The organism is Bartonella sp. OC68QHHN, from assembly GCF_042193875.1.
GTDB lineage: Bacteria > Pseudomonadota > Alphaproteobacteria > Rhizobiales > Rhizobiaceae > Bartonella > Bartonella grahamii_A.
On record NZ_JBHIME010000067.1, the window covers coordinates 1 to 13,552 of the forward strand.

A 13,552-nucleotide genomic window follows, 5' to 3' on the forward strand; every position below is an offset into this window, starting at 1 on the left:
TCTTCTTCAACGCGCGTATTCCACAATCCATTATCTGTCTCAACAAGTTTATTATTTCTCATGAGATATTCGACAATAGCTACAAATTTTTTCTGCGAACAATGACAAACGCGTGCAAGCGTTTGAAAATCTGTTTTAAGTGGTTCTTTTTTTTCATACATGCAAACGAGAAGAGTTATATAAACCCCCCGTTGTTCAGATGTCATTCCATTTGTACCACTTATCCAGTCATACAAATGGAATCTTATCCATGGCATTGCATTAGACCTTCTTTTTGTAGCGAATGTCTTTTTGCACACACCGCCTTAATCACTTCTTCTTTTGAGGCGTTGCCTTTATTTATTGTGATCTTCATTTTTGTCAGATATTGCTGAAAACGCAAATAGCGCATACCATCGCCTTCAAAACGACAGGATTCAAAATTGACAGTGCCACTTGTTATATTGCTGTCTACACGAGAAATCGCCCAGCTTGTTTTGGTGCCTAGATCAAGGCAGAGAATGGTTTGTGCAAGGCTGTTGCGTATTTATATGTGCGCTATGACAGAGTGTGTTGTGTTTGCCTGTCTTGAAAAAATATTTGTGAGAAAATACTTAAAACTACTTTTTGGCCAAATTTTTTACTGCCATTCGAGGAAAAATAATCTTAAAAGCAGTTAATTTTCGAATTGACTCTTCTTGTTTTTGAATTACATCTTTTTGTGCACGTATTATTTCAGCTTCTTTATCTATTATTTTGTCTTTTTCATCTATCTCTTTTCTGAGCGTTTGCATCGTTTTACAAGAATCATGAAGAGTATAAGCCAACCCCAAATTAGCAATAAAACAAATAACAACTGCTACTATTAAACTCAGATCTATCTTCATTCCATACCTCACTTACTTTTCTTCACATTATCTTACTCCTGTTAAGAGTGTGAATGGTGCTGCTGGTGTTGGAGAAATTTTAGGATTGGCGATGATGAGGCGTTTGTTAGATGCAAATGATCTCGAAGAAGAGCTTAAGCATTACAAATCAGTTACAACAGATGCTAAGCGAATTTTACCAAGCTCTGTTGTGAAGCTGCTTAACGTTAAAAACATAACTCATTTCCTCATCCTCAAGGATGAGAAAATCGAGATTGGCTGCCTCTCTACCCTAAAAGACGAGGAGGAGGTCAAAGTGCTAAAAAGGTACTTCAAAAAGCAGCAATGATTCGTATTTTAGCATCATCGCGGTGCCGTCTGATAGCGTTATAATGGAGTTATGAAAGGTGGTTTAGAAGGTGGTTTAATTTTTGTTGATTTTTAATAACCTATTGGAAAATAAGGGGAAATTCAAATATTGTGGTGCGGACGGCGGGACTTGAACCCGCAAGGTCTTTGACCGGCAGATTTTAAGTCTGCTATGTTTACCGTTTTCATCACGTCCGCGATGAGAGTTCTCTCATAAGCTATATCTTTTATTGAATCAAGAATTAATGACAAAAGAAACATTTTTCATTTTTTTAGTGAAATTTTGACTGACAATAGTTTTCTTTATCGCTAGAAAAAGCTTTTATAATGTAAATAAAGCATGAAATGATTAGTGTTATGAGTCAATTTATTCAAGACGTCACAAAAGCTATGGTGGGATTGCATCACGTGTTTGCTGAAACACCACTTCAGAGAAATGATTTTCTTAGTCAAAAGTATGATGCAGAAATTTATTTAAAGCGTGAAGATTTAACACCGGTGCGGTCTTATAAGATTCGTGGTGCTTTCAATTTTGTTTCAGAAATGCTTAGCAGTATATCATCAGATTCTGCATTTGTTTGCGCTTCAGCGGGGAATCACGCGCAAGGGGTTTCTTTTGTTTGTCGTTATTTTAAACGTAAAGGCGTGATTTTTATGCCTATGACAACGCCACAACAAAAAATTGAGAAAACACGTATTTTTGGTAAAGAATTCATTGATATTCGTTTGATTGGTGAAACATTTGATCAATGTTATGAAGCTGCGCAATCCTTTGTCGTGAAGAGTGGTGGTGTAATGGCTCCACCTTTCGATGATATTCGCATTATTACGGGGCAGGCAACAGTGCTCTGTGAAGCTGCTTTACAATGGAAAAAACTCAATGGAGAAAGTGAGCCAGATTTAATGATTGTGCCGGTAGGGGGTGGTGGTTTGGCAAGTGGGGTGAGCAAGTTTTTACATGAATATGGTTGGAAAACAAAACTTCGTTTTGTTGAGCCGCAAAGAGCTGCAAGTTTGCTTGCTTGTTTGGAGAGTGGAAAACGCGTCAAGCTTAAAAGTATTGACACTTTTGTAGATGGTGCTGCTGTGGCTGAAATTGGTGCACTAAACTATACAATTCTAAAGCAATTTTCTCCTGATTCTGTCATTACGGTTCCTGAAAATCGCGTTTGTTCTACGATGGTTGAAATGCTTAATGTTGAAGGTGTGGTCCTTGAACCGGCTGGTGCTTTATCGATTGATGCGCTTAACAGTATTCCTCCTCAAGAGTTAAAGGGAAAAAAAATTCTTCTCGTTATTTCAGGAGGTAATTTTGATTTTGAGCGTTTGCCAGAAATTAAAGAGCGTTCTTTACGTTTCCAAGGGTTGAGAAAATATTTTATTTTTAGTTTTCCGCAACATCCTGGTGCATTGCGTCATTTTCTTTCCACATTATCATCAGATGATGATATCGTACGTTTTGAATATCTTAAAAAATCAGCGAGAAACTTTGGTTCTGTATTGGTTGCGATTGAAACAAAAAAATACGGTAATTTTTGTCTTTTAGAGGAAAAATTTCAAGCGTTAGGTTGGCGTTATCGTGATATTACTGATGATCAAACGTTATTTGATTTCGTTATTTGAGAAACTGAAACTTTACTAAAAAAAGAAGTATAATGATGAAACCTATTTTTTATTTGGTGCTGAGTCTATTTTTCTTTTTGATTGTTAATCAACATAGTTTGGCATCTCAGCCAACAATAATACAAAAAGCTGAACTTTCAAGAGTCGTTGTTGATGTCAATAATGCTATAAAAAATAGGGATTTTACGCCTGTTTCTCGTTATATACCTGAGCGGCTTTATAAAGAGATGGCACATCGATTAAATACAACAGAGAGTGCTTTACGTAGTGATTTTCTTCAACAGTTGCATAGGAAATTTGAGGATTTGCCTTCTGGTGCTTATTATTTAGATAAAGAAAATATAGAGTATTTACAAACTGATAACGGTATTTTGTATGCTTTAATTCCAACAGTTCTTGAGATGAAGGATCGCATCATTCGATATAAAACTTTGGCGATTTTTGATAAAACCCAATGGTATTTAATTTATGGTGGTCAAAAAACTTTACAAAATCCAGTTTTTCTCGAGATTTATCCTGATTTTATCAAGGTCCATTTACCGATGGACACAATCATCAAAAAGTAAACGATCTAGATATTGTTTTTTATTCATGATAAATGTATTTCGTAAAGTTCTTGCTTTTTTATCATAATCCAAGGATAATGGAGATGAAGGTATTTAGGCTGGTTTGTTGGCTTTTTGTAAAGTGAAGTTTATACGCCTTTATCTTGATTTCAAGGTGCTCATGAGTTGCGCAAGCCGCTTTTTAAGCGTTGCTTCATTTAAGATGTCAGGGATTTCTCTTGCGCGGATTCTTGAGAAGAGAGTTCAGCTGGTTACTTGTTTTGAGTTCTTAAGCTGAGGAAAGATTTTATTTTGCCTATAAAAGAAGAAAATGTTTTTACAAAGTTAGGTTTGCCTACTCTTTTGATTAAAAATTTACTCATTGCTGGGATGAGTAAACCTAAGCCTATACAAGAACAAGCTATTCCAGTGATGTTGAAAGGACACGATATTTTAGGTATTGCTCAGACAGGTTCTGGAAAAACCTTGGCTTTTGGTTTACCTATTTTAAGTCAGATTTTGGCTTTTGGTGATAAACGCTGTCCTAAAACTGCACGCGCTTTGATTTTAGCTCCCACGCGTGAACTTGCTGTTCAAATTGATGAAACGATTCGTACTGCGGCGAAAGGTGCACATCTTTCAACATGTCTTATTTTTGGAGGTGTATCACGTTTAAAACAAATTAAACGTATGGAAGCAGGTGTGGATGTTTTGATAGCGACTCCAGGGCGTTTGAGAGATCTTGTTTGTGAAAAGTGTGTTGATCTTTCCCAATCTCGTTTTTTGATTTTGGATGAAGCAGATCGTATGTTGGATATGGGGTTTATTCATGATGTTAAGCAAATTGCAAAGCTTTTGCATCAAGAGCGTCAGACAGCACTCTTTTCTGCAACAATGCCAAGGGAAATTGCTGTGCTTGCAAAATGTTTACTCAATGATCCGGTTAAAATTGAAGTTGTTCCTCAAGGTACTACGGCTGAAGAGATTACGCAAAAATTATATTGTGTTCCTACGAATGAAAAAAAGAATGTTTTAAGTAAACTTTTGACAAATCCAGCTTTTGATTCGGTGATTGTTTTTACCCGAACTAAACATGGGGCTGATTCTGTCACACGTAGTTTATTAAAGATAGGATATTTAGTCGCAACAATTCATGGGAATAAATCACAAGGTGCTCGCCAGTCTGCTTTAAAAGCTTTTCGTGAAAGATCTGTGCAGATCCTTGTGGCAACAGATATTGCTGCACGCGGTATTGATATACCAGGGGTAAGCCACGTTATTAATTATGACTTACCAGATGAGGCTGAAAGTTATGTACATCGTATTGGTCGTACAGGACGTAATGGTGCATCTGGTGAAGCACTTACGCTTTTTGATGAGAAGATCGAAAGGGAACGGTTGCGTGCTGTCGAGCGCTTGATTCGTATGAAATTGGTGGCTGAGTCTGTTCCAGAACAATTTGCAGCGTTTCCAGAAAATCCAATTGTGCCAGAAAATAGAGAAAAAGAAAACGATAAGGAACGCCGTTTTAAAAAATATAAACGTCAAAAACAGTTTTTAGGTCGAAAAGATGATGCTGCACAGTTGCAGCGGAAAAATTCTTCATCTCCAAATGAGAGGCATAAAAAAGGAAAAGCGGTGACAAAGCGTGCAAAGTCTTTTCGTTTTCGAAAATCAGTTAAGAAGGCTGCCTAGATAAAATCTTGAAAAAAGATTATGTATTGGAGATGTTTTACTTTTGTTGATTTATTCTCAATTGAAAAGAAGTATAAAATACTCTTGCCAAAATAAAAAGGTCCTTCAGAGGTTTTCATTTGTTAGAAATAAAAACTTCTAAATGTTTGTATTTATTTAAAAATCTTTTAAAAAGAAATCATCATTGTAGAGGCGATTATTTATTTTCTTTATTCCTATTTTTTTAAATGGGAATAAATATAGATTTTATTTATATAAAATTATTTTTATAAAAGATGTGTTTTATCTTTAATGATAATTTTTAATTTTAAAAAGTGATGTCTAATAATAATTCATTATTTTATATATATAATTTATTATATCATAGAATTTTTTTCATTTTGAAGCTATTTATGTGGATCAATCAAAAGTATTCACTTGCACGTTATATATGAAATTATCATATAGATAAACATTTGAGAAATAAATAAAATGATTCTTATAAACTCTTTCAAAGGCAAGGGGGTATTGCTAAGATTGAGAGTCGGAAAATAGTATGATGGTATGGCTTTTATTATAAATAAAGATAAGGCTGATCAATCGATTTTATTTTATACCATTTACGGGAGTCATTGTGAAAGGGGCTTGGGGGATTTAAGAGATATCTCTTTAAAAAAGCCCTGCGCAACTTGCTGATATTTTGCAACAGGCAGCACGGGGGCATCCAGAACAGTTTTTCCAACTTGCCGATGATATGGAAGAGCGTGATTTGCATTATCGTGCTGTGCTTGGCATGCGTAAAAATGCTCTCACAGGGGTGGAGCCTGGAGTGATTGCCGCAAGCAACAGTGCACAGGACAAAAAGATAGCGGATGCGGTGCGAGAAGTGATTAGTGCACCCACTTTTGTTGATGATTATGTGACGGATTTGTTAGATGCTTTGGGAAAAGGCTACGCGATTGTTGAAACTTTGTGGGACAAAAGTGCCAAGGAATGGTGTCCGGTTGCTTGGAAATGGCGTGACCAGCGGTTTTTTCAATTGGACCGGCGGGATGGTTTTCATTTGCGTTTAAAAGAAGAGGGGTCTCTTCATGGAAGTGAACTTCCTGCTTATAAATTTTCCATTCACCGCCCAAAGTTAAAAAGTGGTTTACCTATCCGCACGGGGCTTGCACGGCTTGCGGCTTGGGCATTTTTGTTTAAGTCTTATACCTTAAAAGATTGGATGGCTTTCTTAGAAGTTTACGGTATGCCGTTGCGTGTGGGTAAATATGGTGCGAGCTCTTCTCATGAGGAACGGCGGGTTCTCATTCAAGCAGTGCGTGATTTATCCAGTGATGCGGCAGCGATTATTCCCAAAGAAATGGAGATTGAATTTATTGAAGCGGCAGGGGGCAGTGGCAATGCGGTTTTTGGTGTCAAAGCTGAATATTTAGATCGGCAGATTTCAAAGGGTGTGTTGGGACAAACGATGACGACGGATGATGGTTCGTCCTTTTCGCAAGCGCGCATTCATGAAAATGTGCGTCATGATATTGCCAGAGCTGATGCACGGCAATTGGCATTGACAGCCAATCGTGATTTGATTGTGCCTTTTGTTGAGATTAATTTTGGGCGCCAAGAGCGCTACCCCCTTGTCTATTGGCCGATTTCGGAAAATGAAGATATTAAAGCGATTAGTGATGCGCTGGAAAAACTCGTGCCTTTGGGTTTGCGTGTTGGGGCGCAAGAAGTGCGCAATAAGATTGGCTTTTCGCAACCAACAAAAGAAGAAGATGTTTTAAAGGCTCCTGATAATGCGCTTGATGATGAGAGGGGACAAAAAGCTCATGTTTGTGCTGATTGTGGGGGTATTGATGTTTCTGTGACAAGAGAGAGCAAGGGTGGAAAAAAGCAGGGTGGGAAATATCACGACGAATTGGACCGACTTTCTGAAGAAGCTTTAAGTGACTGGGAAGAGGACTTAGAACCCCTTTTAGAGCCTTTTAAAAAGCTTGTGAGAGAAGCAAAAAGTTATGAGGATATCCTAAAAGGCTTGGATGAATTGCTCGGTGAGATGGATCATCACGCATTAGCAGCGCGCTTGGCAAAAGTACAAATGATTGCACGTGGGCTTGGGTATCATGGATGAGGAACTTTTTAAAACCGCCCCTAAAGAGGTCACCCGTTATTTTGAAGCCAAGGCACTTGTTCCAAGCTTTGATTGGCGTGATGTGGCACCAGAAGAGCATGCTTTTTCCTTTACGGTGGCAAAATCGGTAGGCTATGACATTTTGGATGATTTTAAGCGAGCGGTTGGAGAAGCCATAAAGCATCAAGTTCCTCTGCAAGAGTTTCAAAAAAATCTGATGCCGATTTTACAGGAAAAGGGTTGGTGGGGTAAAAAGACCAGCATTGATCCGAATACGGGTGAAAAGAGCGTGGTGCAATTGGGCAGCCCGCGGCGTTTAGAAACGGTCTATTGGGCCAATACCATGAGTGCGCATGCGGCAGGCGAGTGGGAGCGCACACAAAATAATAAAGAATTTTTGCCCTATCTCACCTATGCTTTGTCGAGTTCAGAACATAAGCGTTTAGAACATGAAAGTTGGGTGGGGTTTACGGCACCTGTTGATGATCCGGTTTGGGATTGGCTTTATCCGCCCAATGGCTGGCGGTGTAAATGCAGTGTGCGACAGGTAAGCCGTTATGAAGCAGACAATTTAGGCTATGAAGAGGGGGCAGAGCCACTTCATGTTGAAAAGCAGGTTTGGCACAATAAACGGACGGGGAAAGTTGAGAAGATACCAAAGGGGATTGATCCTGGTTGGCATTTGAACCCTGGGAAACATCGGGCACAAAATTTAAGCCGTTTTTTGAGTGATAAAATTTCCGTGATGGGGGACAATGATAAGCGCATTGCCATTGAAGATATTGTGGGTTCGCCGCTTTTGGAAGCCATGTTTGAAGGACGTATGCCTCGCGGGTTTATACCCATTGCACCTATACCACAAAAGGTGGGTGATGTTTTTGCAGCGGAAAATTCTCTTATTCGCTTATCTTCAGACAGTGTGAAACATATTTTGTTAGAGCATCAAGCACGAGCTCTTCACTTAGATGATTTTCGAGCCGCTATTCAAACACTCATTCGCCCCCATGGCGTTATCAGACGCAAAGATACGCAGGGTGTTATGTTTTTTGGTGAAAGTGGTGGGGCATGGTGGCGCTTTGTGGTCAAATGGGTAGCAAGCAAACAAGAATGGTGGTTGACCTCCATGCATAAAAAAAGCTCTAGAGAAATTGAACGTTTATTGGATGCGGCTGAAAAAAAGGGCGAGAGGTTGTTGTAAAGAAAACAACAGGAAGAAAGTCTTGTGTTTTTAACGGAAAAGAGGCGAGGAAAATGAGAAGGCGTGGAGGGCGGTCAACTCCTCGCAGATCCGGTAAAACCCGTCCTGGTATAACTGGCTCACGCCTCGAAGATAGAAGTAACAATTTAAAAGTTTAAAAGCAATCTCTCAAAAAACGACTTGAGAAAAACCATGTTGGCTTTTGTGAAGAGAGCCGATGTTTGAGAAAATGAGAAGGCGTGGAGGGCGGTCAACTCCTCGCAGGTCCGGTAAAACCGTCCTGGCAAAACTGGCTCACGCCTTACATTCAATGATATAATGTTTTTAAGCCAAAAAGCAATCTTTAAAAAAACGGCTTGAGAGAGGCTTTTTTGTATAAGGCGATAAATTGTACCTCTCACTTCACAACGGCGCTCTATCGTCTTTGAAGTGCCTTTGAAAACGATTTTATGGGATGGTTTGGCACGGGGGTTTCTCTCACAAGGAGAAGAATAGGGAAAAGAGTGCTTTTTTGAGAAATGCTCTTTTGACTGACAGTGTCAGACTTATAGTGGGAGTAAGTTTTATGCATTGTATTGCCAATGACAATTGTAAAGCAATAGGCAATGTATGGAACAGGAATTTCACGAAGATCAAAAAGATGGGGATGCCCAGACATTTTATGATGGGACATTTCATGCGGCGTTAATAGATCTTTGCCCAGACGTTTTATGCCAAGATGTTTTATGTGAAGACGCCACCATTAGCCAAGCGCCTGAATGGGTAGAGCTTTTGCCCAAAGCGCCCCATGTGAAGGCACGTGATGGACGACAATGGCATTATAACCCGCAAACTATTTTAAAAGCCTTTGCAGCCAATAAAGGACCACTTGTGATTGATTATGAGCATGGGCAACATCACCGTGCGAGAAATGGTTTAGAAGCACCTGCCAGTGGCTGGATTGAAGAATTAGCAGAGTGGGATGGTGCGATTTGGGGGCGTGTTAAATGGACCGATATGGCTACCAAAAAAATTATTGCCCAAGAATATCGCTATCTTTCACCTGAGTTTCGCCATTCCAAGAAAGGTGAAATTTTGAATTTAGCCGGTGCTGGACTGGTCAATCGTCCAGCTCTTGTCATGACGGCTTTAAGCCGTGAACAGCCTTCCCCTATAACTTTGACGGAGAAAATGATGGATTTGACAGCCATTGCCAGTGCACTATCGCTGGCAGAAGATGCTAAAGCGGATGAGGTTTTAGCAACGCTTAAAGCGCGCGAAAAGGAACGCGTGGAACTTTGTACCCAATTAAAAAAAGCGCGCGAAGATTTAGCGCTTTTGCAAGAAGAGCAAAAAAAGACTGCTATTGAGAGCCTTTTAGACAAGTCCATTGAAGAGGGCAAGATTTTGCCGGCTGCCCGCGAGGAATATCGTGCGCTTTGTAGCCTTGAAGGGGGGATGGAGCATTTTAAAAGTTTGGTCGAAAAATTACCGGTGCTTGCCTCAACGAGACCTTTAGAAGTGTGTGCTTTAGCGCAAGAACCAAAGCTTGCTCCCGAAGAGGTTGCTGTTGCGGCACGTCATTATCAGGAAGAGCAGAAGAAAAAAGGCTTCGACATCACCATTAGCCAAGCGGTTGAGTATATTAGCGAGCAAAAGGAGCGCCAATCATGAGTACGATGATTTTGATTAAATCTTTTCGCGCTGGAGATGTGATCTCACCTTATTGCATTGTTGCAGCCCGCGGTGAGGGAATGGTGGCAACGGCTTCTGGTAAGGGTGATAAATTATTAGGGACTGCTGGGTCTTGTGAAGCCAAGTCTGGTGAGATGATTGATGTTGGCCAATGTGGTTGGGGCGAAGTGGTTTGTGGAGGCAATGTTTCCTTTGGTGATTTTTTGACCTCTGACCCAAAGGGGCACGCCATAAGGGCAGAAGCAGCAGATCGCACCATTGGTATTGCCATGAGTGATGGTTCTGCTGGTGATGTTATTTCTTTTAAAATTAATTAATCGAGGCATAAAATGAACAGACCTTTTCCCATTGATCCAACACTCACCGCTATTGCTATTGGTTATCGCAATCCAGCAGGTTCTCTTATTGGCGATAGAGTTTTGCCACGCGTTTGTGTTTTAAGTGAGGTGTTTAAATATAGTGAATTTCCCTTAGCGGAAAATTTTACCGTGCCTGAACTTGAGGTTGGGCGAAAAGGACGCCCGAATGTGGTGGAATTTTCTGCCTTTGAACGGGAAGCCAGTGTCAAAGATTACGGACTTGATGATTTGATTCCCAATTCAGATATTGAAGCGGCGGCACGCGCACGGGCGGAGCGACGCTCTCGTTATAACCCCGAAAAGACAGCTGTAGAGGGACTTGCCAATTTGCTGGAATTGGGACGTGAAGTGCGTGTTGCAGCCCTTGTGCAAAGAAGTGAAAATTACGCACCAGAGCGCGTGATAACTCTCAAAGGTGAGAATAAATTCAGTGATTATGAAAAATCTGATCCTTATGCCACTTTAGATGAGGCGATGGATAAAAGTCTCGTCTATACGCCCAACACCATTGTGATGGGTAAAGTTGTTTGGTCAAAACTCAAACGTCATCCCAAAATCATTAAAGCCGTTAAAGGGGGTGGTAGCGCTGATGGTTTTGTCACCAAGGCGCAATTTGCTGATCTGATGGAAATACACCCCGATCGTTTACTCATTGGTGAATCGCAAGTGAATTTGGCACGCAAAGGGCGTTCAGCGCAATTGGCACGTGTTTGGGGCAATAAGATTGCACTGCTTTATATTGACCCCACCAAACAACAGGCGGATGGATCGGTCATCAGTTGGGGCTTTAGCGCTCAATTGGGTGAGCGTTTGTCTGGAGTGATCATTGATCCAGATATCGGCTTATCAGGCGGTAAACGGGTGCGTGTGGGAGAACGTGTGTGTGAATTGGTCGCCGCAAAAGATGCCGGCGTTTTGTTGCAAGAAGTTGTCTAAGGGAAACTTTTAAACATGGCTTATGCAAGCAAAAGATTGATTGAAGAGCTCTGGGGTGATGACTTCTTGGATGATTTGTGCGGGATGGATGAGAATTCTGATCCAGTTTTTTCAGAGCAAGCCATTGCCCGCGCTCTCGAACAGGCAAGCGGTGAGATTGATGTGCATTTGTCTCATCGCTACTCAGTTCCCATTGCCGGACAGCCGGCGGCTTTGGGTATGATCTGTGTCAATATTGCTGTTTATAATTTAGCCATACGCCATACGGCGCTGACCACGACCATTGAAGATCGTTACAAACAGGCGGTTGATTTGCTGAAACGCATTGCCGAAGGCAAAGCGGGTTTGGGGGTGGATGAGCCTAAAATTATGAGTGAAGATGGTCCCGTTAAGGATGGGGCTTTTTTCCATGCCAAACCGCGTTTGATGGGAAGATAACATGTCTGTTTCAACCCATATTGAGATTAAAGAGACAGGGCTTGAAGCGGCTTTATCCTTTTTGCAAAAGGGCGCTGATAGCTCGATGGGGACTTTGGCACAAGGGGTTGGGCGTCTCATCCAAGAGAGCACAAGGCGGCGGATTCAAAGCGAAAAAACGTCTGCCCAAGGAGAGAAGTGGAAAAACAACCATGCCCGTACCTCCATTCTTTTTGCCAGTGGGTCGCTATCACGTTCCATTGATATGAAGGCTTCACCAGAACAGGTGATTGTGGGCTCTGGGTTGGTTTATGCGCGGATTCACCAATTGGGTGGGGTTATTCGCCCGAAAAATGGCAAGACACTGCGCTTTTTTCTTAAAAGCAGCAAAGCACATCGCTTTGTGTGTGTCCCTCAAGTGACCATGCCGGCACGCCCTTATTTGGGGCTTTCAGAGCGCAATAAAGTGGAAATTGTCAAAGCGGCAGAAGATTGGCTGGGAAGGGTTTTTTTATGAGACAAACGGTCAAGCAAGCAGGGCGCATTAATCAGTTTCGTGAAGCGGTGATAAGGAGCCTTAAAGGTGCTTTGCCGGATGTGCGTGATTGCGGCTGTCAATTTGGACGTTTTAATTTAGAAGAGCTTGAAACACAGATGCTTGTGGCTCCAGCCGTGCGTGTTGCGGTGTTAGAAAGCCGTTTGAGTCCTGTAGCAAGTGGGCACATGAGCGCTGATCTTCATTTAGGGGCTTTTATTATTACCACAGGTAAAGAGCGTGATGTTTCTAGTTGGCTTTTGGCAGAAGCCATTGCGGTTCTTTGTCATAGCGGGCAATTGTGGGGGCTAACGCATTTGAGTGCCCCGCGTGAGGTGCAAATTGAACCGATTATCTCTGCGGCGATTAAGCAGCGTGGTGTATCGATAAGCGTGGTGGAATGGCACCAAGATTTGCATCAGTTGGGACGAGATATTTTTTGTGATGAAGGACAACTCAAAGCTGGGTTGCTCTCTTTAGACAATGAGGTGTTGGCATGAATGATGCGCATCTTTTGAGTGATACCTTGCGGCAAATGATGAAGCGTCTTGATGCGCTTGAACGCTGTCTTGCCAACCAGCACATGATCGGGCGGGTTGCAGAAGTTGATGGTCATAGGGTACGGGTGAAACTTTCCGAACAGAGTTCCAATGGACAAGCGGTTTTATCGCCTTGGCTACAAGCGCAAGAAGCTTCTGGCGCTCTCTCAAGCAATATGCCCCTCCATGTTGGTGATCCGGTGCGGTTGTTAAATCCCCATGGCGAAATTGGTTCTGCCTCTCTGGTGGTGCGCGATAGTTATAGTGAGGATGCACCTAACCCCGCACGCTCACCGCAAGAACTTGCTCTGTGTTATGCCGGTGGCGCTTTGCGCATCACGAAGAATGAGCTCATTCTCTCCCATGGGGAAAACCAAATCCATTTGAGTGAAAAAGGTTTGGTGCTTTCTCATCAATCAACCCGTGTTGAATTAACGGGTAGTGTGCAGATTCAAGCAGAAGATTTGCAGCACAATCAAAAATCTGTTGGCGCAAGCCACAAACACGGTGGGGTCAAAATGGGTCCCTCCACAACCTCTTCCCCCCTTTAAAGGAGTTTTATGATGCGTGAGAACAGTTATGTTATTTTAACCAATGCCGATTTTGTTGCAGGTAAGCGTTCACCAGGCAAGGGTGAGGAAATTTGTTTAAGTGAGGAAGCGGCTAAATACCCTTTGCTGCTTGGTCAGATCGCTGAAAAACCAGCC

At 41.7% G+C, this 13,552-nt stretch carries 14 protein-coding genes, 1 tRNA gene and 1 pseudogene; 13 read left to right on the plus strand and 3 right to left on the minus strand.

The window, feature by feature from the left end:
- Together ACFIJ0_RS07335 and ACFIJ0_RS07340 are read right to left on the minus strand one after the other, a co-directional pair.
- On the minus strand, positions 1 to 257 hold a 257-nt coding region (locus ACFIJ0_RS07335; RefSeq protein ID WP_375643975.1), incomplete at its 3' end, for a DUF1376 domain-containing protein.
- Between the two features lie 342 nt (positions 258 to 599).
- The gene (locus ACFIJ0_RS07340) at positions 600 to 866 is read right to left on the minus strand and encodes a hypothetical protein (RefSeq protein ID WP_375624191.1); all 267 of its coding nucleotides are present in this window, start codon (positions 864 to 866) and stop codon (positions 600 to 602) included.
- A gap of 49 nt (positions 867 to 915) precedes the next feature.
- Here ACFIJ0_RS07340 and ACFIJ0_RS07345 point away from each other — a divergent pair, with 49 nt between their 5' ends.
- Positions 916 to 1,194, plus strand: a complete 279-nt coding sequence (locus tag ACFIJ0_RS07345; protein ID WP_375643976.1) for a hypothetical protein — start codon at positions 916 to 918, stop codon at positions 1,192 to 1,194.
- A 132-nt stretch (positions 1,195 to 1,326) separates the two neighbouring features.
- Here ACFIJ0_RS07345 and ACFIJ0_RS07350 read toward each other — a convergent pair.
- Positions 1,327 to 1,412, minus strand: a tRNA-Leu gene (locus ACFIJ0_RS07350).
- A 147-nt stretch (positions 1,413 to 1,559) separates the two neighbouring features.
- Between ACFIJ0_RS07350 and ilvA the strand changes: the two genes are divergently transcribed.
- The 12 genes and pseudogenes from ilvA (at position 1,560) to ACFIJ0_RS07410 (ending at position 13,396) form a co-directional block, all read left to right on the plus strand.
- Complete coding sequence (gene ilvA / locus ACFIJ0_RS07355) at positions 1,560 to 2,837, plus strand: threonine ammonia-lyase IlvA (protein WP_375624187.1); 1,278 nt, start codon at positions 1,560 to 1,562, stop codon at positions 2,835 to 2,837.
- A 35-nt stretch (positions 2,838 to 2,872) separates the two neighbouring features.
- Positions 2,873 to 3,403 (plus strand): hypothetical protein, encoded by a 531-nt coding sequence (locus ACFIJ0_RS07360; protein ID WP_375624193.1) that lies wholly within the window; start codon positions 2,873 to 2,875, stop codon positions 3,401 to 3,403.
- A gap of 291 nt (positions 3,404 to 3,694) precedes the next feature.
- Positions 3,695 to 5,077: a DEAD/DEAH box helicase gene (locus ACFIJ0_RS07365; RefSeq protein WP_375624185.1), complete on the plus strand. Its 1,383-nt coding sequence runs from the start codon at positions 3,695 to 3,697 to the stop codon at positions 5,075 to 5,077.
- A 655-nt stretch (positions 5,078 to 5,732) separates the two neighbouring features.
- Positions 5,733 to 7,187 (plus strand): annotated as a pseudogene (locus tag ACFIJ0_RS07370) (DUF935 domain-containing protein); the annotation flags it as partial.
- A complete protein-coding gene (locus ACFIJ0_RS07375; RefSeq protein ID WP_375624183.1) occupies positions 7,180 to 8,385 on the plus strand; it encodes a phage minor head protein in 1,206 nt (401 codons plus the stop codon). The pseudogene ACFIJ0_RS07370 and the gene ACFIJ0_RS07375, both read left to right, overlap by 8 nt.
- A 609-nt stretch (positions 8,386 to 8,994) precedes the next feature.
- On the plus strand, positions 8,995 to 10,038 hold the full coding sequence (locus ACFIJ0_RS07380) for a phage protease (protein WP_375643978.1): 1,044 nt from the start codon (positions 8,995 to 8,997) through the stop codon (positions 10,036 to 10,038).
- Positions 10,035 to 10,376, plus strand: coding sequence for a hypothetical protein (locus tag ACFIJ0_RS07385; RefSeq protein ID WP_375643979.1), 342 nt, complete (start codon positions 10,035 to 10,037; stop codon positions 10,374 to 10,376). The genes ACFIJ0_RS07380 and ACFIJ0_RS07385 overlap by 4 nt, the downstream gene beginning before the upstream one ends.
- 12 nt (positions 10,377 to 10,388) lie before the next feature.
- Complete coding sequence (locus tag ACFIJ0_RS07390) at positions 10,389 to 11,354, plus strand: capsid protein (protein WP_375624178.1); 966 nt, start codon at positions 10,389 to 10,391, stop codon at positions 11,352 to 11,354.
- Between the two features lie 15 nt (positions 11,355 to 11,369).
- Positions 11,370 to 11,792, plus strand: coding sequence for a gp436 family protein (locus tag ACFIJ0_RS07395; RefSeq protein WP_375624176.1), 423 nt, complete (start codon positions 11,370 to 11,372; stop codon positions 11,790 to 11,792).
- Position 11,793: 1 nt separating this feature from the next.
- A complete protein-coding gene (locus ACFIJ0_RS07400) occupies positions 11,794 to 12,288 on the plus strand; it encodes a phage virion morphogenesis protein (protein WP_375643980.1) in 495 nt (164 codons plus the stop codon).
- Positions 12,285 to 12,806 (plus strand): hypothetical protein, encoded by a 522-nt coding sequence (locus tag ACFIJ0_RS07405; protein ID WP_375643981.1) that lies wholly within the window; start codon positions 12,285 to 12,287, stop codon positions 12,804 to 12,806. Before ACFIJ0_RS07400 ends, ACFIJ0_RS07405 begins: the two co-directional genes overlap by 4 nt.
- Complete coding sequence (locus tag ACFIJ0_RS07410; RefSeq protein WP_375624170.1) at positions 12,803 to 13,396, plus strand: baseplate assembly protein; 594 nt, start codon at positions 12,803 to 12,805, stop codon at positions 13,394 to 13,396. The genes ACFIJ0_RS07405 and ACFIJ0_RS07410 overlap by 4 nt, the downstream gene beginning before the upstream one ends.
- Positions 13,397 to 13,552: the final 156 nt, after the last annotated feature.